Annotated in this window: 21 protein-coding genes, 1 pseudogene and 1 riboswitch; of the genes and pseudogenes, 7 read left to right on the plus strand and 15 right to left on the minus strand. The window is 71.5% G+C overall.

The features are described from left to right. Positions 1 to 109: 109 nt before the first annotated feature. Genes ABD466_RS03385 through ABD466_RS03425 form a run of 9 tightly spaced genes read right to left on the minus strand, consistent with a single transcriptional unit; the run spans position 110 to position 10,952 of the window. Positions 110 to 2,887: a glycoside hydrolase family 38 N-terminal domain-containing protein gene (locus ABD466_RS03385; protein ID WP_344655402.1), complete on the minus strand. Its 2,778-nt coding sequence runs from the start codon at positions 2,885 to 2,887 to the stop codon at positions 110 to 112. Further along, positions 2,884 to 3,873, minus strand: coding sequence for a Gfo/Idh/MocA family protein (locus ABD466_RS03390; RefSeq protein ID WP_344655403.1), 990 nt, complete (start codon positions 3,871 to 3,873; stop codon positions 2,884 to 2,886). Before ABD466_RS03390 ends, ABD466_RS03385 begins: the two co-directional genes overlap by 4 nt. Beyond that, positions 3,873 to 4,691, minus strand: a complete 819-nt coding sequence (locus ABD466_RS03395; RefSeq protein WP_344655404.1) for a TIM barrel protein — start codon at positions 4,689 to 4,691, stop codon at positions 3,873 to 3,875. Before ABD466_RS03395 ends, ABD466_RS03390 begins: the two co-directional genes overlap by 1 nt. Continuing rightward, positions 4,688 to 5,911 carry a CehA/McbA family metallohydrolase gene (locus tag ABD466_RS03400; protein WP_344655405.1) on the minus strand — a complete coding sequence of 408 codons (1,224 nt, stop codon included), beginning with the start codon at positions 5,909 to 5,911 and terminating at the stop codon, positions 4,688 to 4,690. Before ABD466_RS03400 ends, ABD466_RS03395 begins: the two co-directional genes overlap by 4 nt. Then, positions 5,911 to 7,005 (minus strand): ABC transporter ATP-binding protein, encoded by a 1,095-nt coding sequence (locus tag ABD466_RS03405; protein WP_344655406.1) that lies wholly within the window; start codon positions 7,003 to 7,005, stop codon positions 5,911 to 5,913. Before ABD466_RS03405 ends, ABD466_RS03400 begins: the two co-directional genes overlap by 1 nt. A 33-nt stretch (positions 7,006 to 7,038) precedes the next feature. Further along, positions 7,039 to 7,869, minus strand: coding sequence for a carbohydrate ABC transporter permease (locus tag ABD466_RS03410; protein ID WP_344655407.1), 831 nt, complete (start codon positions 7,867 to 7,869; stop codon positions 7,039 to 7,041). Next, positions 7,866 to 8,777 (minus strand): carbohydrate ABC transporter permease, encoded by a 912-nt coding sequence (locus tag ABD466_RS03415; protein WP_344655408.1) that lies wholly within the window; start codon positions 8,775 to 8,777, stop codon positions 7,866 to 7,868. Before ABD466_RS03415 ends, ABD466_RS03410 begins: the two co-directional genes overlap by 4 nt. Beyond that, the gene (locus tag ABD466_RS03420) at positions 8,746 to 10,179 is read right to left on the minus strand and encodes an extracellular solute-binding protein (protein ID WP_344655409.1); all 1,434 of its coding nucleotides are present in this window, start codon (positions 10,177 to 10,179) and stop codon (positions 8,746 to 8,748) included. Before ABD466_RS03420 ends, ABD466_RS03415 begins: the two co-directional genes overlap by 32 nt. Positions 10,180 to 10,211: 32 nt before the next feature. Continuing rightward, complete coding sequence (locus ABD466_RS03425; RefSeq protein WP_344655410.1) at positions 10,212 to 10,952, minus strand: GntR family transcriptional regulator; 741 nt, start codon at positions 10,950 to 10,952, stop codon at positions 10,212 to 10,214. An 85-nt stretch (positions 10,953 to 11,037) separates the two neighbouring features. Here ABD466_RS03425 and iolB point away from each other — a divergent pair, with 85 nt between their 5' ends. Next, a complete protein-coding gene (gene iolB, locus ABD466_RS03430) occupies positions 11,038 to 11,808 on the plus strand; it encodes a 5-deoxy-glucuronate isomerase (protein WP_344655411.1) in 771 nt (256 codons plus the stop codon). Between the two features lie 36 nt (positions 11,809 to 11,844). Here the strand turns inward: iolB and ABD466_RS03435 are convergent, their stop codons facing one another. Further along, complete coding sequence (locus tag ABD466_RS03435) at positions 11,845 to 12,195, minus strand: hypothetical protein (protein WP_344655412.1); 351 nt, start codon at positions 12,193 to 12,195, stop codon at positions 11,845 to 11,847. A 129-nt stretch (positions 12,196 to 12,324) separates the two neighbouring features. Here ABD466_RS03435 and ABD466_RS03440 point away from each other — a divergent pair, with 129 nt between their 5' ends. Together ABD466_RS03440 and ABD466_RS03445 are read left to right on the plus strand one after the other, a co-directional pair. Beyond that, positions 12,325 to 13,182 (plus strand): putative RNA methyltransferase, encoded by an 858-nt coding sequence (locus tag ABD466_RS03440; RefSeq protein WP_344655413.1) that lies wholly within the window; start codon positions 12,325 to 12,327, stop codon positions 13,180 to 13,182. Between the two features lie 10 nt (positions 13,183 to 13,192). After that, entirely contained in the window at positions 13,193 to 13,957 is a 765-nt protein-coding gene (locus ABD466_RS03445) for a dienelactone hydrolase family protein (protein ID WP_425558523.1), read from the plus strand. On the opposite strand, the pseudogene ABD466_RS03450 reads toward ABD466_RS03445, so the two are convergent. The 3 genes and pseudogenes from ABD466_RS03450 to ABD466_RS03460 all read right to left on the minus strand — a co-directional run. Continuing rightward, positions 13,958 to 14,056, minus strand: a pseudogene (locus tag ABD466_RS03450) (ribose-phosphate diphosphokinase); the annotation flags it as partial. Positions 14,057 to 14,240: 184 nt separating this feature from the next. Next, entirely contained in the window at positions 14,241 to 15,833 is a 1,593-nt protein-coding gene (locus tag ABD466_RS03455) for a GMC family oxidoreductase (RefSeq protein ID WP_344655414.1), read from the minus strand. Between the two features lie 9 nt (positions 15,834 to 15,842). Continuing rightward, positions 15,843 to 16,136, minus strand: coding sequence for a DUF6295 family protein (locus ABD466_RS03460; RefSeq protein ID WP_344655415.1), 294 nt, complete (start codon positions 16,134 to 16,136; stop codon positions 15,843 to 15,845). A gap of 271 nt (positions 16,137 to 16,407) precedes the next feature. Here ABD466_RS03460 and ABD466_RS03465 point away from each other — a divergent pair, with 271 nt between their 5' ends. Beyond that, positions 16,408 to 17,496 (plus strand): nitric oxide synthase oxygenase, encoded by a 1,089-nt coding sequence (locus ABD466_RS03465; RefSeq protein WP_344655468.1) that lies wholly within the window; start codon positions 16,408 to 16,410, stop codon positions 17,494 to 17,496. Between the two features lie 201 nt (positions 17,497 to 17,697). Beyond that, positions 17,698 to 18,600, plus strand: coding sequence for an NADP-dependent oxidoreductase (locus ABD466_RS03470; RefSeq protein ID WP_344655416.1), 903 nt, complete (start codon positions 17,698 to 17,700; stop codon positions 18,598 to 18,600). A 166-nt stretch (positions 18,601 to 18,766) separates the two neighbouring features. Here the strand turns inward: ABD466_RS03470 and ABD466_RS03475 are convergent, their stop codons facing one another. Beyond that, positions 18,767 to 20,002: a DUF5925 domain-containing protein gene (locus tag ABD466_RS03475; RefSeq protein WP_344655417.1), complete on the minus strand. Its 1,236-nt coding sequence runs from the start codon at positions 20,000 to 20,002 to the stop codon at positions 18,767 to 18,769. Positions 20,003 to 20,147: 145 nt separating this feature from the next. Here ABD466_RS03475 and ABD466_RS03480 point away from each other — a divergent pair, with 145 nt between their 5' ends. Both ABD466_RS03480 and ABD466_RS03485 read left to right on the plus strand, forming a co-directional pair. Beyond that, positions 20,148 to 21,107 carry a peptidoglycan-binding domain-containing protein gene (locus ABD466_RS03480; protein WP_344655418.1) on the plus strand — a complete coding sequence of 320 codons (960 nt, stop codon included), beginning with the start codon at positions 20,148 to 20,150 and terminating at the stop codon, positions 21,105 to 21,107. Positions 21,108 to 21,279: 172 nt separating this feature from the next. Then, positions 21,280 to 22,890, plus strand: a complete 1,611-nt coding sequence (locus tag ABD466_RS03485; RefSeq protein ID WP_344655419.1) for a Na+/H+ antiporter — start codon at positions 21,280 to 21,282, stop codon at positions 22,888 to 22,890. Between the two features lie 5 nt (positions 22,891 to 22,895). On the opposite strand, the gene ABD466_RS03490 is transcribed toward ABD466_RS03485, so the two are convergent. Then, on the minus strand, positions 22,896 to 24,557 hold the full coding sequence (locus ABD466_RS03490; protein WP_344655420.1) for an NRAMP family divalent metal transporter: 1,662 nt from the start codon (positions 24,555 to 24,557) through the stop codon (positions 22,896 to 22,898). Between the two features lie 369 nt (positions 24,558 to 24,926). Then, a riboswitch (M-box (ykoK) riboswitch) is annotated at positions 24,927 to 25,095 on the minus strand. Between the last annotated feature and the right edge of the window lie 56 nt (positions 25,096 to 25,151).

Consider the following 25,151-nt stretch of genomic DNA (forward strand, 5'->3'; position numbering starts at 1 on the left):
AGGAACAGCTGTTCCGCAAGTATCGGAAGCAACCTGAGTACCGGCAGTCCAACAGGCCTTGGGCCGCTGTGCGTTAGCCGCATCGCGAAAGGCTGGGTTGGTTCGAACGTCAACCCTTCTCTGATGCGCTCCTGGCGGCGACCGACATGATCTGCCAGGGGCGCATCGCTATGTCGCCATGGCCGTGCGTGGAGTGCACCGTAGCTGTCGTCGGCTCGGGGGTGAGCGCGACCAGGCGCAACTCCGGGCCGTCGCGGCCGACGTCGCGGCAGCTGCTGAGCACCACGCCGCGGCCGCCGATCTCGATGCCGCCTTCGGGGACGTCCGGCGTCCCGTCGGGGTCCTGCCCCTGGCCGGGGGCCGTCGTGAACGGGTGGCGGAAACGTTCGGCTGCTTCCAAGAGCCTGGATTCGTGCCACGCGCCGGCGTAGAGGAACAAGCCCAGCTCCACCGTCCGCAGTCCGTGGCACTGTGCGCCCGGCGTCGCCAGCTGGGGGCCGGCCGGCGCCCGGCGCCAGGCGTTCTCGGTGCGGGACAGCAGCCCGACCGAGCGCAGCAGGGTCAGGGCCAGCGTGCGGCCGCCGTCGACGAGTTCGTATTCGCTGACGTGGTCCAGCAGGACCGCCAGACCGCCGGCGGCCACCCAGCCGTACGCCGGGAACGTCGGGACCGGGTGCTCGCCGGAGCCGCCCTCGGCGTGGAGGGCGCGGTCGACGACGGCGAACTGGCCCTCGGCGTGCGAGCAGGCGGCCGCGCGGGGGAGCGGCAGGTGCAGGCGGACCCGGTGATCGTCGGCCTGGTTGTCGAAGCTGATGGTGAGCCGCACGAACGGTTCGCCCTGCCGCAGCTCGACCCGGGTGCCGATCTCGGTGGTCACGGTCGTCGCGGCCCGGGTGCCCTGGTCCGGCTCCCCGTGCTTCGGCCACCGGTACCACCGCGTCGACTCCAGCGCGCCGGTCAGAGGGCCGCTCCACAGGACCCGGTTCCACACCTCGTCGGGGGAGTCGACCACGCGGTCGCGTGCGGGCGGCGCGTAGGTGTACTCGTCGCCGAGGTCGCCGCCGTCGACGATCGCGCCGAGCCCGGCCGCGTGGGTGCCGTCGGCGGCCAGGACGTCGAGCAGGCCGTCGGAGCGCAGCGCTATGTGCATGAGGCCGTTGTCCAGGTCGGACAGCGAGCCGCGGCCGGCGGCGATGCTCGGGGGGACGGGCCCGAGCGCGGGCTCGCTCGGGAGGCCGGCGGCGGGCGCGGCCGTGACCGCGGCCAGGGCCAGGGGCTCGACCTCCACCCGCGCGGCCACGGTGTGCCGGGGCCGCGTCCGCACCTTGACCCGCCACAGCTCGACGCCGGTCGCGGCGGCCGCGGCGCGCACGTCGGCGACGTCGAACCCGAGGTCCGAGGTGGCGGCCAGGTCGAACGCGATGGTCCGGGCGTCGGCGTCGACGTCCCACGCGGTGATCTGCGAACCGTGGAGCTCGCGGCCGTGGACCTTGCGGAGGTGGCGGTCCAGGTCGTCCGCCGGGACCATCTCGTCGGCGAAGGTGGTCTGCTCCGTGGCGAGCACCTGGCAGGGCACTGCTTCGCCGGAGGCGGTCACCAGGGTCCGGTCGGCCGGCAGGTCGAGCGTCACCACCTCGGTCCGGCGGCGCGGCGAGGGGTTGAACAGCAGGTGCCCGCCGTCCGGGACGGTGGCCGCGATCGGTGCCAGGACCAGGTCCACGACCCCGCGGCCGAGGTCGTCGGCTTCGGCGATGCGGGCCGCGACCTGGTCGGCGGTGGCGTCGGCGCCGCAGCCGGTGACGCTGTCGTGGCAGGAGGCGTCGACCAGCCGCTCCCACGCCAGGTTCAGGAAGGGCTGGCTGGCGTAGGGGTGGCCGTACAGGGCCACCAGAGGCTCGGCGTAACGCTCGACCAGGCGCTCGGCCCGGCTCAGGGCCTGCTTGAGAGGGATGCGCGAGGACAGGACGCCGGGCAGGATGTCGGCGCGGGCGTGGGAACGCAGCTCGCCGTGGACCGTGACGGTCGAGGCGGCGTCGCCGAAGCCCTCCGCGGTGTCGGTCACCAGCCCTTTGAAGAACCCCGCCAGGGTGTCGAGCCGCATCCGGGTCTCGCCGTTCTCCTCCCCGTCCGGGTGCACGGTCTCTTCCCAGGCCGCCGGCCGGGAGGCGGCCTCGACGAGATCCGCCAGGTCGTCGACCGGTGCGGAGTGGTCGGTCCCGTACATGCCGAGCAGGGGGCCGTCCGGCTGCCACCGTCGCAGGGCACGGATATGCTCGGCGGCGCGCCGCCGCACCAGCGCCGGGCCGCCCTCCGCGAAGACGCCGGCGGCGCCGCCGTAGCCGCCCTCCGGCAGGTAACGCGTCCGCACGGCCGTCCCGTCCGGCGCGACCCAGCGGAACCAGGTCCCGTCGACGGCTTCCGGCACCCCGCGCCAGACGCACGCCGCGCGGATCCCGGCGACGCGGAGGATCTGCGGCAGTTGCGCGCAGTGGCCGAACTGGTCGGGCAGGTAGCCGACGCGCATCGCGCCGCCGAGGTCGTCGGCGCGGCGCAGGCCGAGCTCCAGGTTGCGCAGGAGGTTCTCGCCCGAGCACAGGAACGAGTCGGCGAGCACGCGCCACGGCCCCACCGCCAGCCGGCCCAGGCCCACCAGCTCGCGGACCAGTCCGTCCTTCTCGGGGCGGATCGCCAGGTAGTCGTCGACCGCGGCGGTCTGGCCGTCCAGGGTGAAACGGGTCCGCGGATCGTCGGCGAGCTGGGTCAGCAGCCGGTCCAGGACGGCGACCAGCCGCAGCCGGACGCGCTGGAACGGCAGGTACCACTCACGGTCCCAGTGCGTGTGCGGGACGATCACCAGCTCTGGGTGTTCGGCGCCGGGAACGGTCATGCGGACTTCCCGAGCGCGGCGAGGACCCGGAGCCCGGTGCGGATGTCGGCGGCGCCCTCGGCCGGGCCGCTCAGCGGCGGGGTGCCGGCGGTGACCAGGGAGTGGAACGCGAGCAGTTCGCGCTCGAAGCCGGAGTCGGCGCCGAAGAAGTAGGGGTTGGTGAACGACAGGTCCCTGGTGCCGTGTTCGGTGTGCACCCGCACCCGTTCCTCGTATTCGGGATAGTCGGGAAGGAAGTGCCACCGCACGGTGTACCGGCCGCGGGGGAGCGGGCCGGAGAACTCCAGCGACCCCGACTCGCCGTCGGTGGCGCCCCAGGACGAGGCACGGTCGACGTCGAGCTCCGCCACGCCGGCCAGCAACCGGATCAGGGCCACGTCATGGCACGCGCTGTCCAGGACGGCGCGGTACTCCCAGTGTTCCCGTGCCCCGCTGTGAGTCTGTGCCGGCGCGGAGGCCGGGACCCAGTCGGTCGCCGGGAAACGCTCCGGCGGATGCAGGACGCTGACGTCGATGTGCCGGATGGCCGACGGGTCCAGCGTCTCCAGCGCTTCGGTGACGGCCGGGTCGTATTGCTTCATGTAGCCGAGCATGAGCCGGCCGCCGGCGTCGGCGACGAGTGCCGCCTCCTCGGGAGTGTGGCCGAGCGGCTTCTCGCAGAACACCGGATACCCGCGCCGCAGCGCCTCGGCGGCGAGGCCGGCGTGCGAGCCCGAGGTCAGCAGCAGCACCGCGTCGAACTCGCCGCAGCTGAACAGGCTGACGGTGTCCCGGAAGACCGCCGACCCGGTCAGCCCGAGCTCGCCCGCCACCTGGTCGGCATATCCGGGCTGCGAGTCGCAGACGGCGCTCACCGCGAAGTGCCGGTCCAGTTTGGCGAGCAGCGGCAGGTGGACGTGCCGTGCGACGCGGCCGAGTCCCACGACGGCGACCCGGACCTGTCCGGTCGTCGATCCCGTTCCCGATCCCGATCCCGATCCCGCCATCACAAGCCCAGCCCGGCCAGCACTTCGCGGTTGTGCCGCAGGTCGGCGATGATCTGCCGCAGGTCCTGGCCGCTGTCCGGGACGTCCTGTTCGACCACCAGCCACCCCTCGTAATCCAGTGCCCGCAGCGCGTCCAGGAACGCCTCCAGGTCCAGGGACCCCGCGCCGAAGCGGCAGAACGTGCCGTCCGGCAGCGCGTCCTTGAGGTGCACGTGCCGCACCCGGTGCCCCCAGCGGCGCAGCGTCGCGAGCGGGTCGCCGCCGGCCGCGATCAGGTGCCCGGTGTCCAGGCACAGCTCCAGCTCGGTCAGCTCCAGCAGGCGGTCGATGTCGTCCGGCGTCTCGATGCTGGTGTCCATGTGGTGGTGGAACACCGGCTCCAGGCCGTGCTCGCGGCAGCGGGACGCGGCCCGGTACGCCTGCCGCACCAGCAGCCCCCATCCGGCGGCGTCCAGCGGCTCGGACGGCGGGCAGGCGAGGGTCGGCTTGGGGGCGAAGCTGCTCATGTCCGGGAACCGGTTGTTCGCGTGCAACAGGCGTGCGGTGCCGTCGAGCGCGGCCAGGTCCTCGGCGAAGCCGCGCTCCTGTCCGAAGCGGAGGTCGTGCCAGCCTCCGGCGAGCGGCGGGCCGGACGGTGTCAGCACCTCGTCGAGGTAGCCGTACGGGCCCAGATCGGTTCCCTCGTAGCCGCAGTCGGCGGATATCCGCGCGTACTCGGCGGCGCTGATGAACGGATCCCGCACGGCGTAGATGCCGAAGTTCACCGGCGCCGTGGCGACTTTCACCCGCCAGGCCGGGACTTCCGGGGGCTTGGTCACGCGCACAATGCCACCACCTCGTTCCGCCACGTCTCCAAGCGATACATGCCCTTCTGCGACGCCGGGAACAGCTGGCGGCCGGCCGGATCCGGCCGCACCGCCACCCGGGTCTCGTCCGGGCGCACCAGCACCAGGCCCTCGGCGTCCAGGGCCAGCAGTTCGTCCCCGCAGCGCAGCAGCAGCGGTCCGGTGCGCGCCGCGGAGACGGCCGTGCGCCCGGCGCGGATGCCGTCCAGCAGCGCTGGGACGGTGCACTCGTCGGCCAGCACCCAGGTGACCGGTTCGCCGAGCGAGGCCGGGGTGCCGCCGGGGGCGTGGAAGTCGCTGCCGCCGACCGGGATCACGCCCGCCGGGTGCCGCCGGGCCCACGCCAGCGGCTCGCCCCACGTCCGGTCCAGCCACGACCAGTGCCACAGCTCGGCGATCGAGGGCTGGGTGGTGAGGTGGTGCCGCCACGCGCAGTCGCCGGCCAGCGGGTGGTTGACCGAGAACAGCCCGCCGGCCTTCTCGGCCTGCTTCATCCACTGCGACGCCGGGCGCCGGAAGTCGATCCACTCCGCCGAGCCCCACACGTTCGCGTGGCCGAGCTCGGTGGTGACCTCCTGGCCCGGGATGAGCGTGACGCCGGTGACCGCCGACTGCTTCTCCAGGAAGGGGTAGTGGCTGATCGTGTTGTGGTCGGTGACGGCGAGGAAGTCCAGTCCCGTGCGCGCCGCCAGCGTCGCGAGCCCCCGGATGCTGAGCGCGCCGTCGCTGTGCTGGGTGTGGGCGTGCAGGTCGCCGGCGAACCAGCGGCGGCCGTCGACCCGCGGCAGGTCGCGCTTGGGCGGACGCTCCAGCGGGTCGGGCTCCCGGTATCCGAGGTCTTGAGAGACCTTGCGCGCCTTGTCGGAGAAGGTGATCTCCAGCGAGTACCGCACGCCCTCGACCGGCACGCGGTGCAGCCCCAGCCACACGTGCCATAGACCCGGAGGTACCTCGCCGGCGAGGTACCCCGGGGTCGAGGCATGGACGCCGATCCGGAACGACGACCGCGCCCCGCCGGACCACCCGCGGAACCCCTCCGGCCCGGCGCACCCCAGGTCCAGCACGGCGCCGGCGGAGGAGTCGTAGTCGAGGCGGACCTCGATCTCCGCGGTCCCGGGCGGCACCTCGAAGGGCACCGTCCGCAGCTGCTGCCGCAGCCGGTCCTCCAACCACCACACGCCGTCGAGACGCATCAGCCCACCAACTCCCCATCCGCGTAGAGCAGCGTCCGGTCCTGGCGGGGCAACGCCCACAGGGTCGCCCCGGGTTCCGGTTCGTCGTCCTCGCCGACGACGACCTGCACCGCGGTGCCGGCGACGTCCAGGGTGAGCAGCAGGGAGCTGCCGAGGTTCTCGGCGACGGCTACCGTGCCCCTAAACGCCCCCTCGAGCGGATCCGCCGATACGCGGAAGTACTCCGGGCGCGCCCCAAGGACCACCTCGGCGCGTTCGGCCACGCGCTCTGCGGTCCCGTGCGGCAGGGCGATCTCTGAATCTGCGACCAGAACGCGTCCGTCACGGACAGTCCCCTCCAGCAGGTTCATCGGCGTGGAGCCGATGAAGGAAGCCACGAAAATGTTCGCCGGCCGCCGGTACACCTCGCGGGGTGTGCCGAGCTGCCGGATGCGGCCGGACTGCATGACCGCGATGCGGTCGGCGAGAGCGAGCGCCTCGGCCTGGTCGTGGGTGACGAAGACCGTGGTGGTCGCCAGCTCGCGCTGCAGCCTCTTGAGGAACGTCCGCGCCTCAAGCCTGAGACGAGCATCAAGGTTGGAAAGGGGTTCGTCAAAGAGAAATACGGTCGGGTCGGCCGCCGTGGCCCGGGCCAGGGCCACCCGCTGCTGCTGGCCGCCGGACAGCGCGCCGGGCCTGCGGTCCAGCAGCCCGAGCGTGGTCTCGGTGCCGGTGAGCCCGAGTTCGGAGGCGGCGGCCAGCACCGCCTCCCGCTGCCGGGCCTTCGGAACACCGCGCACCCGCAGCGGATAGGCGATGTTCTCGGTCACCGTCATGTGCGGGAACAGCGCGTAGTCCTGGAAGACCATCGCGACGCCGCGCTTGCCCGGCGGGGTGTGTGTGACGTCGGCCGTGCCGATGTGGACGGCGCCGCTCGTCGGCGTCTCCAGGCCCGCCAGCGTGCGCAGCAGGGTGGTCTTCCCGCAGCCGGACGGCCCCAGCAGAGCGAAGAACTCGCCGTCCTCGACGGTCAGGGACAGCGCGTCCAGCGCGGTGACCCCGCCGGCCGCGTCCGGGAAGGTCTTCGTCAGGTCGACCGTTCTGATCTGCGCCATTTAAGAAACCTCTGTCATGGGTGCTCCTCGCGACTACCGCTTGATCCCGCCGTGGAACCGGAAACCGTAGCGATGGCTGACGAACAGGTACAAGACGACCACCGGGATCGAGTAAAGCAGGGAGAAGGCCGAAATCAACGCGAGGTTGGGCTGTCCGCCCTCGGTGTAGAAGGTGTAGAGCACGACCGAGGCCGGATACTTCTCCGGGGTGCGGACCAGGATGTACGGGATCAGGAAGCTGCTCCAGACGTTCACCACGGCCCACACCGTCACCGTCGCCAGCCCCGGCCGGATCATCGGCAGCACGATGTGCCCGATGATCTGGAACGGTGACGCCCCGAACACCCGGGCCGACTCCTCGTACGACCGCGGCATGTTGTCGGTGAAGTCCTTCAGGATGAAGATCGCCGCCGGGATCAGCCCGCCGGTGAACACCAGGATCACTCCCAGCCGGGAGTCGATCAGGTGCAGTTTGAAGGCCAGCTGGAACAGCGGCACCATCGCGGCCGTGCCGGTCACGATCGAGGACAGCAGCAGCAGCGCGTACAGGATCCCGTCGCGGCCCGGCACCCGCACCCGGCTGAGCGCGTACGCCGCCGCCGCTGCGAACCCCACTGTCAGCAGAGCCGTACCCCCTGCCAGCAGTAGAGAGTTCCACAGCGACGGCAGCGCATAGGGATCCTTCAGCAGGACCGAGAAGTTGTGAAGAGTAAACGAGCTGATGCTCACGTTCAAGGTCGGGTGGGCGTTGAACGGCGCCGAGGCCAGCCACAGCATCGGCAGGGCGAAGAACCCCAACAGCACTGACAAGAACGTGTAACGGCCGATCTTCGCGGCCACGGCTCCGGGGGTGGAATCTCTCACGCCGCACGCTCCAGCCGCCGCTCGCGCAGCAGTCGCAGGTACACCAGCGCCACCACCAGGTTGATGACCAGCATCAGCAGCGAGATCGCCGCGCCCAGCCCCATCTGCCCGCTGAACAGCGCGGTCCGGTAGATGTAGACCGGCAGGATCGAGGACTTGTCGTCCGGCCCGCCGGCCGTGATCTGGTAGGGCGTGAAGTCGTTGAACGTCCACAACGAGATCAGCAACAGGTTGGTCAGGACGTGCCCGCGGATGTGCGGGAACACCACGTCGCGCAGCTGCTGCCAGGAGTTCGCGCCGAACATCCGGGCGGTGGCCAGCTGCGACGGCGGCACGCTGGTGAGGGCGGCGCTGTACAGCAGCATCGAGAACGCGGTGCCGCGCCAGATGTTGAACACGATGATGGTGGCCATCGGGTGCTCGATGGCCCAGGCCGTGCCCGGGGTGTGCAACAGGGTGTTGAGCGTGCCGGCGTCCCGGTCCAGCAGCGCCACCCACAGGAACGCCACGACCGAGCTGGGCAGGATCCAGGCCAGCAGCACCAGGGCCTCGATCAGCCGCTTCACCCAGCCGGTGGCGTCGCGCAGCAGCCAGGCGACGGCGAACCCGAGCAGCGCCTGTCCGATCACCGCCGAGCCCAGCACGTACTCGAAGGTCAGCCACAGCGAGTGGTGGAACGCCGGGTCCTTCACCACGTTCGTGTAGTTGTCGGCGCCGACGCTGCGCGGGTGGCGCGCGGCGAAGCCGGTCAGCCGGTAGTTGGTGGTCCCCAGATAGAGCGTCCACAGGGCGGGGAAGACGAGGAAGGCGAGGACGACGAGCAAGGCGGGCGCGGCGATCCCCGCCGCGCGCGCCCTGCCCAGCCCCGCCGGATCCTCAGCTGCCGCCGGCGATGCTGCCCGCGCCAACGAGCGCCTCCAAGCCCTTCTCGTAGGTGGCCGCCGCCTCGTCCGGGCTCTTGCCGCCCACCACGTCCGCGACCGCCTTCTGGACCAGGGCCGACACGTCGTTGTAGGCCGCCAGCGACGGCCGGAACGAGGTGATCGGCAGCACCTTGTCGTTGACGAACTTCAACATCGGGTCGTTCGCCAGCACCTGGTTGTTGACGTCGGTGCGCGCCGTGATCTTCGCCGCGCCGCCGATCCGGGAGACGGTCTCGGCGTTGGAGTTCATGAAGGCCAGGAAGTCCCAGGCCGCCTGCGGGTACTTGGTCTTGGGGTTGATCGACCAGTCCGAGCCGCCGGAGTAGGACACGAAGTCCTGCTGCCGGACGCCGGAGCCGGCGGTCTCGGCCGGGATCAGCGCGTACCCGACGCTCTGGTCCCGGTCGGCCATCGGCGCGGTGCCGCCCTGCGGGTTCACGACCGAGCGCCACATGTAGTCCGACTCGGCGTACATGCCGATCTTGCCGGCGGCGAACTCCGCGAACGACTTGTCGCGGCCCTTCGCGTCCTGCTGGAGCACCGCGTCGCCGTAGCCGCCGGAGGCGTACACCTTCTGGTAGAAGCCGAGCGCGTCGGTGAACGCCTTGCCCGGCTTCTGCCACTTGCCGTCGGCGTACAGCGATCCGCCGGCGCCGGCCAGCAGCGGCAGGAAGCCCTGGATGGTGGTCGCCTCGCCCATCGGCACGCCGCCGTCCCACTGGATCGGCGTCACCCCGGACAGGCTCTTGAGCTTGTCGGCGGCGTCGTAGATGTCCTGCCAGCTCTTCGGCTGCCAGTCGGCCGGCAGTCCGGCCTGGGCGAACAGCTTCTTGTTGTAGAAGATGACGCGGCCGTCGGTGCCGTTCGGCACGCCGTACCGCTTGCTCTGGTACTCGCCGAGCGCCTGCACCGCGCTGGTGATCTGCTTCCAGCCGTCCCAGTCGTTGACCTGGCCGCCGGCCACCTCGGCCAGCGGCTTGAGGTAGCCGGCGTCGGCGAACTCGCCGACCCAGATGCCGTCCAGCGCGAACACGTCGTCACCGGTGCCGGACTGCAGGTCCAGGGCGAGTTTGGACTTGTAGGCGCTGTCGTCCACGCCGTTGGGCCGGAACGTGACGGTGGCGGTGATGCCCTTGGCCGCCTCGGCCTTCACGAAGTCGGGGATGAGGGTCTTCTGGATCCAGTCCGCCTCGGCGGCGTTCTTGCCGCCGCTGATGTCGTTGGCGGTGATCACCAGGGTCGGGTTCTTGGGCTGGTCGGCCGAGTTGACGTTCGCCCCACTCGGCGAGGAGGTGGAGCTGGAGCAGCCGGCGGCCAGTGCCGCGGCCGCCGCGGTGATCGCTAGAAGGGCTCGGAGATTGCCGGAACGTGCGGAACGTGCTCCCATCGGTGCCTCCGCTTTCGTCGGTCCTGCCGGTGTCAGTGTTCTGTGACGGTCACTTCCAGGCTGTACCGGGACGCGCGGTAGATGTGGCTGCCGAACTCCACCGCCCGTCCGTTGTCGTCGAACGCCGTGCGCTCCATGGTCAGCAGGGCGGCGCCGCGCCGCTCCTCCAGCAGCGCCGCCTGCTCCTGGTCCGCGGTGCAGGCGCCGATCCGCTGCCGGGCCACGCAGATGCGTGTACCCGCCTTGCGCAGTACTTCATACAAACCCCTGGTCTCCAGTAGCTCGACGCTCAGCGCCGGCACCGGATCGGGCAGCCAGTTCCGCATCAGGGCCAGCGGTTCGCCCTGCGAGCGGCGCAGCCGCACCACCTTGGTCACCGGCGTCCCGCCGGGGATGCCGAGCGCGCCGGCCGCCTCCGGTTCGGCCGGCACCCGGGCCAGCAGCAGCACGTCGGTGCCCGGCGCCCGGCCCGAGCGGGCCAGGTCGTCGTGCAGGCTGGTGAGCTCCATCTCGCGGCGCACCGGCATCGGCAGGATCTGCGTGCCGACGCCGCGCCGGCGCACGATCATGCCGCGGTCCACCAGGTGCCCGATCGCCTGGCGCACCGTCGGACGGGACAGGCCCAGCGCCTCGGCGATCTGCACTTCGGAGTCGAGCTGGTCGCCGGGCGCGAGCTCGCCGGTGCGGATCGCCTCGGCGATCTGCTCGGCGACCTGGAAGTAGAGCGGAATCGGGGAGGAGCGGTCCACCTCGATCCGCGGTCGGATCCCCATACGGGTCAGTATGCTGCTGTCACTTTGTCCGGACAACAGGTTGACCGCAGAACTCTGCGCTGCTAAGCAGCTAGCAGGAGGCAGCATGACCGACGTCGACATCACGCCGGAGTCGGCCGGCTGGCGCTACGCGGGACTGCGGACCGCGGCGTTCGCCGGCAACCACCGGTTCTTCACCGCGGCAGACGAGGCGCTCGTGGTGCCGCTCTCCGGTGCGTGCACGGTGAAGTGCGGAACCCGGGAGTTCTTCCTGCAGGGCCGGGCCGACGTGTTCGCCGGGCCCACCGACTTCGCGTACATACCCCGCAACAGCACGGTCACGCTGATCGCCGCGAGCGGGATGTGCCGGGTCGCGATCCCGACCGCGCGGGCCGAAGCCGACCTGCCGTTCCGGTACGGGGCGCGGGAGACGGTGCCGATCGAGCGGCGCGGTGCGGGCCCGGCGGCGCGCACCGTGCGCAACTTCTGCGTCCCGGAGACCTTCGACACCGACCGGCTGCTGGCGGTGGAGGTCGTCACCCCGGGCGGCAACTGGTCGTCGTGGCCGCCGCACAAGCACGACGAGGACGTCGAGGGCGGCGAGACGGCGAAGGAGGAGATCTACTACTACGAGGGCGGGCCGGCCTACCAGCGCGTGTACTCGTCGGCGGCCGGGGAGATCGACGTGCTGCGTGAGGTGCGTGCGGGGGATGTCGTGCTGATCCCGTACGGCTACCACGGCCCGTCGATGGCCATGCCGGGCTACGACCTGTACTACCTGAACGTGCTCGCCGGAGCCGACCGCGGCGCGCGGCGGTCGATGGCGTTCAGCGACGATCCCCGGCACGCCTGGGTGCGCGAGACCTGGACGGCCTGAGGGAGCGGCGCGTCCAGGTCGTTCGGCGAGGGGGCGTCAGACGATGCGGATCTCGTCGTTCGAGTGGTCGTGCCCGCAGTTGTCGCCCTCGTAGTGGTACTCGCGGCGGCCGAGCTGCACCACGCGGAACGACTTGTACTCCACGATCTTCTGCAGGTGCCGGATGCCGCTGGCCCCGGCCACCACCACCGAGACGATCGCGGCCAGCAGCGTGACCCCGATCACCGCGAAGCCGCCGGTGACGTGGCCGAACACGATCATGAACAGCGCGACCAGGATCGAGATCGGGACCGCGACCAGCAGCAGGACCGCGAGCACGGTGAGGACGATCAACGGCTTGGCGGACGGGCCGCGGTCGCCGTCATAGCGGATCGTTTGTCTGGCCATGGCTCATCCCTCTCGACGGCGCGCGCGTGAGACGCGTTGTATCGCGTTTCAGTGTATCAACGCGGAGGGAGCCTCCGCTGTTCCCATGGTGCCTTCGTGGATCGTCGGCTTTTGGTAAAGACTGGCGGAGTGATCTCGGACGTCTTGACCTGGCTGTCCTGCCCGCATTGCGCCACCGCCTTGATCGCGGAGGCCGCCCCGGGCTCCCGGCTGCTGTGTGAGGAGGGGCACGCCTTCGACGTGGCGCGGCCCGGCTACGTCTCGCTGCTGGCCGGGGCGGGGGGCGCCGGGACGGCGGACACCGCGGCCATGGTCGCCGACCGGGCGGGCTTCCTGGGCGCGGGCCACTACGCCGGCATCGCGGACCTCGTCGCCGACCTGGCCCGAGAGGCCGACGCCCGGGTCGCCGAAGCCGAGGCCGAGTCCGGCGGCGAGGACGGCGCGTGTGTCGTCGACCTCGGCGCGGGCACCGGCTACTACCTGGCCCGGGTCCTGGACGACGTGGACCGGCCCGGCATCGCGCTGGACATCTCCAAACACGCCGCCCGCCACGCCGCCAGGGCCCACCCGCGCATCGGCGCGGTGGTCGCCGACGCCTGGGCCGGGCTGCCGGTGCGCGGCCACGCCGCCTCGGTGCTGCTCGACGTCTTCGCCCCGCGCAACCCGCACGAGATGCGCCGGGTGCTGCATCCGGCCGGACGCGCGATCGTCGTGGTGCCCGAGCCGGGGCATCTCCGGGAGCTGATCGACGAGTACGGGCTGCTCGCCGTCGACGACCGCAAGCCCGAGCGGCTGCGCGCGCAGTTCGCCGACCGCTTCCGGATCGAGGAGGAGCACCCCTTCGAGCGGAGGCTGACGCTCACCGCCGATGAGGTCGCCCAGGTGATCGGCATGGGACCGAACGCATGGCACGCCGGAGCCGAGCGCGTTCGGTCGGGCGCGGAGGTGTCGCTCGCTGTCCGCGCCTACGTTCTCTCCGTGAAGTGAGCGTGCCAGGATGGCGGCCATGCAGACTGCCATGACGAACGCCATCCAGGCCGGGACCGTCCACTTCGCGGGGAACGACGGCGCCGAGATCGAGGCCTACCTGGCGGTGCCGCAGAACGACGCCCCGCGCGGCGGCGTCGTGCTCATCCACCACCTGCCCGGCTACGACGAGGCGACGCGGGAGTTCGCGCGCACCTTCGCCGTGCACGGATACGACGCGGTCGTGCCGAACCTCTACAGCCGCGAGGGCGGCCCGGGGATCTCCCACGAGGACGCCGCGGCCGCGGTCCGCGCCGACGGCGGCGTGCCCGACGAGCGCCTGGTCGCGGACGTCGGCGCGGCCGCCGCCTACCTGCGTTCGCTGCCCACGTCCAACGGCAGGGTCGGCACCATCGGCTACTGTTCCGGCGGCCGCCAGTCGCTGCTCGCGGCCTGCTCCCTGGAGCTGCAGGCGGCCGTCGACAACTACGGCGCCTTCGTCATGTCGGACACCCCCGAGGGCATCGGGCTGCGCGCCACTTCACTGGAGTCCCTGCTGCCCGGGCTGTCCTGCCCGCTGCTGGGCAACTTCGGCGCCGACGACACGCACCCGTCGCCGGAGGAGACCGCGCGCCTGGCCGAGGCGCTGGACAAACTCGGCAAGACCTACGACTTCAAGACCTACGAGGGCGCAGGGCACGCGTTCTTCAACGTCAACAGGGTCAGCTACCGGGCCGAGGCCGCGATGGACGCCTGGGACCGGATCTTCGCCTTCTTCCAGGCGAACCTGAGCTGACTAGGGTCCTTCGAACAGGGCGCTGACCGACTCGCCGTTGTGGATCCGCCGCATCGCCTCGGCCAGCGCCGGGGCGATGGACAGCACGGTGAGATTCTCCTCGTTCCCGCCGGCCGGATCACCCCTGCGCGGGGCCGGACACGGCGCCTCGTTATCAGAACCCTGGCCCGGCGGGCGTCGTCGGCTCCGTCGCGGCCGGCAGGTGTCCGTCCGGCGTCATGGCGTCGGCGGCCCCACAGCCCTCCGCCAGTCCAGTCGGACCCGGCGGCGGGCCCGCCTCCGGTCAGCTGCCCGGGTTCGCCCGCCGGTCCTCCTTCAGCAGGTCGGCGGCCTTCTCGCCGATGACGATGGACGGTGCGTTCGTGTGACCCCGGATGATGGACGGCATCACCGAGGCGTCGGCCACGCGCAGGCCGGTCACACCGCGCACCCGCAGCGCCGGGTCCACGACCGAACCGGCGTCCAGGCCCATGCGGCAGGTGCCGACCGGGTGGTAGAGGGTCTGGCCGTACCGGCGGATGGACGTGTAGTGGAGTTCTTGGCCGGACAGGCCCGGCAGCAGCAGGTAGCCGTCGCTGTACGCGGCGAGCTGCGGCGTGGCGGCGATTTGCTCGCACAGGGCGACGCCGCGGGCCAGGGTCGCGTAGTCCCGGCCCTCCGGGTCCGACAGGTACGCCGGGTCGATGGTCGGCGCCGCGGAGGGGTCGATGGAGGCGAGGGTGACGGTGCCGTGCGACAACGGCTTCAGCAGGATGGCGCTGACCGTGTAGCCGTGTTCCTTCGGCCGCGTGAGGCCCTCGTCGAGAAAGGCGACCGGAGCGAAGATGACCTCGAGGTCCGGCTGCTCCAGGACGTCGTCGCTCTTGGTGAACAGGTACGCCTCGCCGACGTTCGAAGACAGCGGACCCTCGTGCCGCGCCAGATAGCGTGCGAACCCGCCCGGCGACCGGCCGCTGATCAGGGTTTTGACGTCCTTCGCGCGCACCACGAGCCCGGCGGCCAGGTGGTCGCGCAGATTGCGGCCGACCTCGGGGACGTCCGCGACCACCGTGATCCCGCGTTGCCGGAGGTGGTCGGCCGGGCCGACACCGGAGAGCATCAGCAGCTGCGGGGTGTTCACCGCGCCGCCGCACAGGACCACCTCGCGCCGCGCGGCCACCGAGCCGATGCGCCGGCCGTCGAGATAGCGCACGCCGGTGGCGCGTCGGTCGTGGAACAGCACGCGGGTGGCGAGCGCGCCGGTGTGTACGACCAGGTTCGGGCGGTTGCGGGCCGGCTTCAGGTACGCGTCGGCGGTCGACCAGCGGCGGCCCTCGTGCTGCGTCACCGCGGTCTGCAGGCCGGGCATGCCGAGGATGTCGCAGGCTTCGAGGAAACGGGACGTCAACGGGTGCGGCGAGCGCTGGTCCTCGACGTGGACCGGACCGCTGTCGCCGTGCTCCGCGCCGTCCGCGGCGGCGGCGAACGCCTCGATCCGGCGCAGCGTCGCGAAGACCTCGTCCGGACCCCAGGCGGGTCCGGCCGCCTTGCCCCATTCCTCGTAGTCCGCCGGGAGGCCGCGGACCCACATCATCGCGTTGATGGAGGAGGAACCGCCGAGCATCCGGCCGCGCGGCCAGTAGATCCGGCGGCCGCCGAGCTTGGGCTGCTGGACGGTCCGGTAGGCCCAGTCCACCTTGGTCTCGAAGAGTTCGGGGAACGCCGCCGGGATGTGGATCAGCGGGTTGCGGTCGGCCGGTCCGGCCTCCAGCAGCGCCACCCGGCAGCCTGGGTCCTCCGAGAGCCGGGCGGCCACCGCCGCGCCGGCCGAGCCGGCCCCGACGACCACGTAGTCGTAGACACTCGCGGTGTCGGTCCTCGCGCTGCCTGCGGTCATGTCTTCACGTTAGACCCGGGATGTACCGATGTGTAGGCCATCCGGCAGGAGTCCTTCGGGGACGCTCTCCAAGGCCGTCAGGATCGCCTGGGCGAGGTCGTAGGCCGCCTGGGCGGACAGCTCGACGGCGATCCGGGCCGAGGGGCCGCGCTCGGGGTTGCGCAGGTCGATGTTGAGCGTGTGCTCGTCGGTCGCGTGCGTCGGGTGGTCGTAGTAGACGCTGGCCTCGGTGACCCGGATCCACGACTCGGGGCCCTTCGCGCTGCCCCTCACGGCGAGCTTGAAGGTCTGATAGGTACACATCGCAGTCGGATCCTCGCAATCGGTAGTACGAACACTGGTGGTAGACATAAGATGACGCTCTGCATCCGAATGCCGAGCGTAGGGGGTCAGCCCTGTGTTCCGTCTCGCGATACGCCAGAAACCTCCCACACACAGCACAGACAGCACAGACAGCACGGACAGCACGGACAGCGGCGAGGGCACGTCGGACTCCGCCGGCGGCCCCGACTTATCAGGCGACTTATCCTCCGTCGACCGCTGTGCCCGGCCCGCCGGCCTCCCCTCGCCGGTCATCCCTCGATTATCCAGCCCCGAAGACCTCGCCGAAGAAGCCGACCAGTTCCTGCACGAGTGCTACACCGAGCTCGGCCTCGCCGCCGAGCTGCCCGAGCGCCGCCGGGCGGTGGCCGCCGCGATCGAGGCGGACGGCACCTACGACCACACCTTCGCCGAACTCGAATACGGCGTCCGGGTCGCGTGGCGCAACTCCTCCCGCTGCATCGGCCGCCTCTACTGGCGCTCGCTGAAACTGCGCGACCGCCGCGCCGCCGCCACCCCGGTCCGCATCGCCGCCGAGTGCGTCAGCCACCTGAGGGCCGCCACCAACGGCGGCCGGATCCGGCCGACCATCACCGTCTTCGCTCCCGACCGCCCCGGGCGGCCCGGTCCGCGCATCCACAACGAGCAGCTCATCCGGTACGCCGGCTACCACGTCGAGGACGGCGGGGTGGTCGGCGACCCGCGCAACGCCGCGCTCACCGACGCCGTCCGCGCGCTGGGCTGGTACGGGCACGGCACCGCCTTCGACGTCCTTCCGCTGGTGATCGAGGCGCCCGGGTATCGGCCGTACGTGCACGTGCTGCCCCGGGACTGCGTCCTGGAGGTGCCGCTGTCGCATCCGCGACACGCGTGGTTCGCCGAGCTCGGGCTGCGATGGCACGCGGTGCCCGCGGTGAGCGACATGTGCCTGGAGATCGGCGGGCTGCACTACCCCTGCGCCCCGTTCAACGGCTGGTATATGGGCACTGAGATAGGATCTCGCAACCTCGCCGACGCCGGCCGCTACGACCTGCTGCCGACGGTCGCGGCCAACCTGGGGCTGGACACCGGGAGCGAGCGGACGTTGTGGCGGGACCGGGCTCTGGTCGAGCTGAACCTCGCGGTCCTGCACTCCTACGAGCAGGCCGGGGTGACCATCGCCGACCACCACACCGAGTCGCAGCGCTTCCTGAAGCACGTGGACAAGGAGGAGCGGGCCGGGCGCGCGTGTCCGGCGGAGTGGTCGTGGATCGTGCCGCCGCTCTCGGGTGGGGCGACGGCGGTGTTCCATCGGTACTACGACGAAGACGCGGGTGGGGGTCCCAACTTCGTGCGGCACTAGCGGGCCGGAGCCGGCCGGGCCCCGCGTCGAGCGGGGCGGGCCGGTCACGGAGGCGGCGCGTGCCGGCTCACTGCGGCCGGGTCGGACACGCCTGGCGCGGTCGCCTCGCCGGCCGGCGAGGGCGGGCGCGCGAGACTGGTCAGTGACGAGGCGGTGCCCGCGATGGTGCCGCCTGGATCGGGACCAGGATGGGAGTGAGGGATGAAGGCGGTCCGGTTCGACCGGTTCGGAGGCCCGGAGGTCTTGCAGATCGTGGACCTCCCGGAGCCGCATCCGGGACCCGGCCAGGTGCGGATCGCCGTGCGTGCGGCGGGTGTCAACGTGAGCGACTGGAAGAAACGCAAGGGTCTGATGGATGGAGGGCTGCCGCAGACCCTCGGGTACGAGGCGGCCGGGGTCGTCGACGAGGTCGGTGAGGGCGTCGTGGGCGTGACGGTCGGGGACCGGGTGTTCGGGTTCGACGCCGACGGGGCGGCGCAGGCCGAGGAGGCGGTCCTGTCCTTCTACGCGCCGATTCCGGCATCGCTCGACTTCGCGGTGGCCGCGTCGCTGCCCACGTCCGTGGAGACGGCTACGCGCGCCCTCGATCAGCTCGGTGTGCGCAAGGGCGACACGCTGCTCGTCAACGGCGCGTCCGGCAGCGTCGGCGGTGCGGCCGTCCAACTCGCGGTGGCGCGTGGCGCCCGCGTGATCGGCACCGCAAGCCCGGCCAATCACGAGTACCTGCGGTCGCTGGGGGCCGAGCCGGTCGCCTATGGCGAAGGCCTTACGGAGCGAGTGCGCTCTCTGGCCCCCGACGGCGTCGATCTCGCCCTGGACGTGGCGGGGAGCGGAGTGCTCCCGGAACTCATCGCTCTGGTCGGCGGTGCGGTGAACGTCCTCACCCTCGCCGACTCCGAGGGCGCTCGCGAACACGGGGTCTTGTTCAGCCGGGGTGACTCGGGCCGTGCGGTGCACGTGCTGGGCGAGATCGGGGAGCTGATCGCGTCCGGGCGCCTCGCGCCCCCGCCGGTGCGGACGTTCCCGCTGGGCGAGGTCGCCGAGGCGCAGCGCGTGAGTGAGGCCGGCGGCGTGCGGGCGAAGCTGGTGCTGGTGGTCGGCTGAGCGGCCGGGGAGGCGGCGACGCCGGCCTGATCGCCGCCGGCCTGATCACTGTGACCCTGGCCGGCGGCGGCGTGAGTGCGCTGACGCGGTTCGGCCCGAGCACGCTGGCGTCGTTCGGGCTGCCGCGCACGATCGAGGCGGGATGAGCCCGACGGAAACGGCCGGGCTACAGGTACAGCCCGGTCCCCGCGTCCTCGCCGGCGGCGGCCACCGGCTCGTTCCCGTCCCGCGCCGCGATGAGCTCCGCCAGCGTCGCCGGGCCGGCGCCCACCTTCCCGGGTTCGACGCCCTCGTTGCCGAGCCAGGCCAGGGCCTCGGCTCGGGGCAGCGGGCCGACCTCGATCTGGGCCAGACAGCGTCCCGGCCTTATCACCGCGGGGTGCAGGCTCGCGAGGTTCTCGTTGGTGGTGATCGCGACCAGCACGTCGCGGCCCTGGCCGAGCAGGCCGTCGGTGAGGTTCAGCAGGCGCGACAGGGCCTGGCCGCTCGTCGCCTTCGCCTCGCCGCGGATCAGCTCGTCGCAGTCCTCCAGCAGGAGCAGGCGCCAGCGGCGCTTGTTCTCGTCCTCGTCGCCGTGGCCGTGGTATTCCACGCCCATCGCCACCTCCATGAGGTAGCCGGGGGAGGAGAACAAGGCGTCGGGGTCCAGGACGTAGTCCACCTGGCACCACTCGCGCCACTCACGGGCGAGGGTGCGCAGCGCCGTCGTCTTGCCGGTGCCCGGGGCGCCGTGCAGGAGGATCATGCGGCCGGTCGCCTCGGTGCGGCGGACCGCCATCAGCTTGTCGAGGGCCGCGGCCGCGGAGGCCGAGTAGTTCTTGCGGACCGCCTCCCACGGTTCGGCGGTGATCGTGCGCACGGTCCGGTACGGCCCCCGCTGCGGGGCCGCGTACCAGAAACCGACGGAGACCTTCTCCTCCTCCGGCTCCTCCTCGGCCGCGACGCCGTCGGTGGCCTGCTCCAGGATCTTCGTCGCCAGCTCCGGGGTCTCGGCGACCACCGTCACCTCGCCGCCGCCGCTCGACCAGCGGACCGAGCGGGCCGTCCAGCCGGGGCCGGCCGTCAGGCACGACTCGCGCTTGTCCTCCACCACCGAGCGCAGGACCTCGCCCTCGGCGGGGACCAGGGTGGCGTCCTCGCGGAGGGCGTCCAGGCGGGAGTGGCGGGCGTGCGGCTGGGCACCGGTGGTGAACGGCGTCAGCAGCAGGGCGTCGACGACGTCGTACGGGGTGTCGGAATCGTCCACCGTGACCCGGAACGGGACCTTGCCCCAGGGATCGCCGGACTCGCGCCCGTCCTGGGCCTTCTCCGTATTCTTCTCCCGGGCCTTCTCAGGCAGGCCTTCGCGCACGGGCGCCGGTCGCGTGGCAGGCCCCTGAGGGCGCTGGCGGGGCAGCGTCATGGACTCGATGATCCTCCTGTCGCAGGTCCCGCCACAACACGTTTGCCGAGGTTCAAGGGTCCACCGGCGTGGCGTCAGGGGCTTTACGAGAGCTTTGCCGGACCCGGCCGGTGCTTGATCCGGGCCGCCGATACGATAAGCCGTCATGACCGAGAACCCCGCTCCGCCGCCGATGCAGTCCCCGTACGGAGTGCCGCTCGCGGGTGGGCAGGGCGGTCCAGGCGACTTCGGCCCTGCGGGACCGGGAGGGCCCTATGGCCCCGGAGGGCCCGGAGGCCCCGACCGCCGCCGCAAGACCCTCATAGCCTCGGCTCTCGCCGCCGTCGCAGTCCTCGGCATCGGCGGCGCCGCCGTGGCGTTCACCGGCGGTGACGACTCGTCGAAGCACCCTTCCACCGCTCTGGCCGCGACCGAGTCCTCGGCGGGGAGCAACAACGGCGGCGACTTCCCCGGCGCCGCGGCCTTCTCCGGCAAGCCCAACGGCGACATCCTGCCCGGTGGCGCGGTCGTCTCCGGCTCCGACATCCCCGGCGGTGCGGCCGCCACCTCCGGTTCCCCGGCGGCCCCCGGCGGCGCCGGAGCCAAGACCACCGGCGGCTCCGCCAAGCCCGGCAACCCGACGGCCTCCTCCGGCCTGGTCAAGCCTTCGACCACGGCTCCGGGGCCCAACCCCGCGACCTCGAAGCCCGGTACCACGGCGCCCAAGCCGAGCACTCCCGGCAGCACTGCCCCCAAGACGACCGCCCCGCCGCCGCCCTCCACCGACTGCACCTATCTGAACCTGCCTCCGCAGCAGATGCCGGAGATCAAGCAGGGCTCGACCAACACCAACGCGGTCAAGCAGCTGCAGTGCCTGCTGAAGAAGTCGATGCTGGGCATCAAGCCGCTGGTCATCGACGGCGTCTGGGGCAGCGACACGCAGAGCGCCCTGACCAGCTTCCAGTCCTGCAACAACGCCCCGACGGTGAATTCGCCGGGCGGGACGCCGCCCTACCCGAAGCTCGCCGTGGACGGCGTCGCGGGCACGCAGACCTGGGCCGACCTGTATTTCTGGGACAACCAGTACTTCAACAACGTCGCCTACTACTGCAACGGCACCCGGTAGCCCCGACTCCGTTCACACCGTGTTGGTAGGGATGGTCGCCGGCGCCCGCCGCGTCCTGTGCGGGACCCACAACGGTCGCGCCGTCCTCCATCCGCCCCGTCACCCATCGCCACCGGTTATGGAGGCGCTACGCGCCGTTGTATTCGTCGAGGCCATGGGATGATCAGGTGTCATGACGGCGCAACACCTCCTTTTCTTGTTGGGCGTCCCGTTCTTCTCGGTAGTGGTCTCCGCGCTCGCGCGGCGCTTCGAGCTCAGCGGGCCGCTGGTGCTGGTCGTCGTCGGCATCGCCGTCTCCGTCACGCCGTTCATCCCGGACTACGAGCTCGAACCCGAATTCGTCCTGCTGATCCTCCTGCCGCCGCTGCTCTACCAGGCCGCCGTCGAGACCTCGGTGCCGTCGCTGCGGGAGAACTGGTCCGCGGTTCTGGTGCTGTCGGTCGCCATGGTCCTCGTGACCACCACGCTCACCGGCTTCGCCATGCACTGGCTGATCCCGGGCATGCCCCTGTCGGTGGCCTTCGTGCTCGGTGCGGTGCTCGGGCCGCCGGACACCGTCGCGGCCATCGCCATCGCCAGACGTCTGGGTCTCCCGCGCCGCACCGTCGACATCCTGGTCGGCGAGGGGCTGTTCAACGACGCCACCGCGCTGACCGCCTTCCGGATCGCGCTGGCCGCCGCGGTCGGGGAGACGGTGACGTTCCTCGACGCCATCGGCCGGTTCGTGCTCGCCGCGGCCGGAGGCATCCTGATCGGCGCGGTCGTGGCCATGGTCTGGGATCCCATCCGGTTCCGGATGCGCGATCCGCGCGCCGAGAGCGCGATCTCCTTGATACTGCCGTTCGTCGTCTACATCACCGCCGAGGCCGTGCACGTCTCCGGCGTCATGGGCGTGGTCATCCTCGGCCTCTACCTCGGCCATCGACGGGTCCGTGCCGGCTACGCCACCCGGATGCTGGACACGGCGGTGTGGGACGTGATCGTCGAGATCCTCGAAGCGACGGTGTTCGCCCTGATCGGTCTGCAGCTGATCCCGATCCTGCGGGACGTCGACGCCTGGAGCGCCGGCGAGCTGATCGGCTACGGTCTGGCGGCGTTCGCGGTGGTGGTGCTGGCCCGGTTCGGAGGCGTCTACACCTTCGGCTACATCGGCCGGTCCATCACCCGCAAGTTCCGGTCGCCGGTCGGCGACAAGGACCCCGCGGCACACGCCCAGGCCGAACGCCTGCTGTTCGTGACCGGCTGGGCCGGAATGCGCGGCGTGGTCTCGCTGGCCGCCGCGTTGTCCATCCCCGTGACCACCCACCACGGCGAGCCGCTCCCGGACCGGGAGCTCGTCCAGTTCCTCACGCTGTTCGTGGTGCTGGCGACCCTCATCGTCCAGGGCCTCACCCTGCCGCCGCTGATCCGCAAGCTCGGGGTCGAGGCCGTGGACGAGGAGAAGGAGGACGCCTTCGCCTACTGCACCGCGATGGGCACCGCGGCCAACGCCGGGCTGGCGCGCCTCGACGAGCTGGAGGCGTCGCTGCCCGACCCGGCCGTGGACCGCATGCGCGACCAGGCGTTGTGGCGCGGTGAGAAGGCGAGGCGGTACGCGCAGCAGGTCGCCGCGGGCGGGCCGAGTTCGCGAGCCGAGGCGGTGGACGCCGCGCGGCGCTCGATGCTGGACGCCGAACGCGCCGCCGTCGAACACCTGCGGGACACGCGGGAGATCAACGACGACGTCTATCGGCGCGTCCTGAACCAGCTGGACCTGGAAGAGGCGTTCCTGGAACGGCGCTGACGCCGCTACCCGAACATCATCGTGCCCAGTTTCACGACCACCAGCACCGTGGCGACCGCCAGGTACGTCCGCAGCACCGCCAGGCTGACCCGCCGGGCGAGCGAGAACTCGGCCTGGCCCAGCTGCTCCAGCGGCGGTGTCCGCCACTCCTCGCGGCCCGAGCGGTCGATCACCTCGGCGACGTGGCCCGGAGCCCGGCGGGCGATCAGGCCCTTGACCCCGAGTCCGGCGCCCAGGGCCAGCGCGGCCACCGCGCAGACGCCGAGGATCGCCTCGATCTGGCCGGCGGTGAGGTCCGGGTCGAGCACCGAACCGGTCAGCACCAGCGACAGCGCCACCAGCACCGCGATCACCCCGGCGGTGAACACCGTGGTCCGGCGGCCGTTCACCCAGGGCCCGAGCACCGCCTTGTCGGTGCACAGCAGCAGCAGGTACACCGAGGCCGAGGGCAGCAGCACGCCGGCCAGCGCCTGCACGCCGACCGTCAGCACGCCCTGCACGTGGTCGCTGGCCACCAGGACGATGGTCGCGGCCAGCGCGATCACGCCGGCGTAGACCGCGTAGAAGCCCTTGGCCTGTCCGACGCCGCGGTGCAGCGAGTGGTTGATCTTCAGGCAGTCGCCCATGGCGTAGGCGGTGGACAGCGAGACCGCGAAGGCGCCGATGACCGAGGCGTCCAGCAGCGCGACCGCGAACATGTCGCCGAGCACCCGGCCGCCGTACGCCGACAGGCCGCGGGCCACGTCGGCGGTGTCGGTGAACGGTCCCGGCAGGTGCGCCGCCGCGACCGCGCCCAGGCCGATGGTGGCCGCCGCGCCCACCACGACCACGACGATCCCGATCGACAGGTCCGCCTTCTCGTACTTCATGAAGCGCGGGGTGATGCGCTTGTCGATGACGTAGCTCTGCTGGAAGAACAGCTGCCACGGCGCCACCGTGGTGCCGACGATGCCGATCACCAGCAGCATCACCGCCGCCATCTGGCCCGAGCCGCCGGGCAGCACCGGGGTGGTGAAGCCGTGGGCCACCGCCCCGGCCGCCGGGTGCGCCATGATCGAGATCGGGATCAGCAGCAGCGAGCCCGCGCACAGGGTCAGCGCGATCCGCTCGAAGCGCTGGAACGAGCCGCTCATCGCGGCCGCCACGATCACCAGGGCCGCCATCAGCACCGACGGCACCTTGGGCAGGCCGAGGTAGCCGGTGGCCAGGGTGATCCCGATGAACTCGGTCACCAGGGTCAGGGCATTGAGAAGGAAGAGGTCGATGACGCTGAACGCGCCCCAGAACCTCCCGAACCGCTCGAAGATCAGCCGGGCGTGGCCGACGCCGGTGACGGCGCCCAGGCGCAGCACCATCTCCTGGTTCACGTACAGCACCGGGATCAGGAGCAGCAGCGTCCACAGCAGCTTGGTGCCGTACTGGTGCCCGGCCTGGCCGTACGTGGCGAAGGCGCCGGCGTCGTTGTCGCCGACCATCACGATCAGGCCCGGGCCGACGATCGCGAGCAGGGTCTTGAGCTTGGCCGACAGTCCCCGGCCGGTGCCGTGGTCGTCGAGCTTGATGGTGCCGAACGCACCCTTGATGTCGCCGACGTGCGCGTCGTCGAGTACAGCGGACTGAGCGCCGCGCAGCTCGCGGACGTCACTGTTCAGCGCGGCCGTGGTCATGTGGATACACCCCCTGCTGCCGATGGTGGCGGCTGGTCGTGCGGCACGCGCCGATCCGCCCCGGGACCGGGCAGGCCGAAGCGGCCCGGGGCCGCCGGGGACGTGGAGCAGGTTGCTGATGCGGTCAGCGCGCGCCGAGGGAAGAACGGTGGACGAGGTCGTGCGCGATGCGGGGCCGACTGTGGCCCGAACTACTGCCTGATTTCATCGCTACCACCTCCCGGCCGCCGCGGCGCCGCAGCGCCTGGTCCCTCGCGTCGTGCCCACGTGTCTGACATGGACACACGATCGTGCCGACACCGATGGAGGTAAACCCGGATAACCCCTGCTGTTCATCCGCCGTTTCCACGGCGGCGGCAGGATGGATCCCGGCCACCCCTCTCGTCAGAGCTTCGGCACTTCACGGCGTAGCGTCAGCTGCGCAGCCACTTGGGATCACCCCTTAAGCCGAGGAGATCTGTCCTGATCCGGAGGGTCTCTCGACCGATGGGATCAGTGGCCTTTGTCCGTGAAGACGCCTCACCGAACGAGGTGTCCTAACGGAATACGAGGATCCTCTTGCTGTGTGGCACGTGTCAACTCGGCTTGTCACAG

It is taken from the genome of Catenulispora subtropica, assembly GCF_039531675.1.
In the GTDB taxonomy this organism is placed as follows: domain Bacteria; phylum Actinomycetota; class Actinomycetes; order Streptomycetales; family Catenulisporaceae; genus Catenulispora; species Catenulispora subtropica.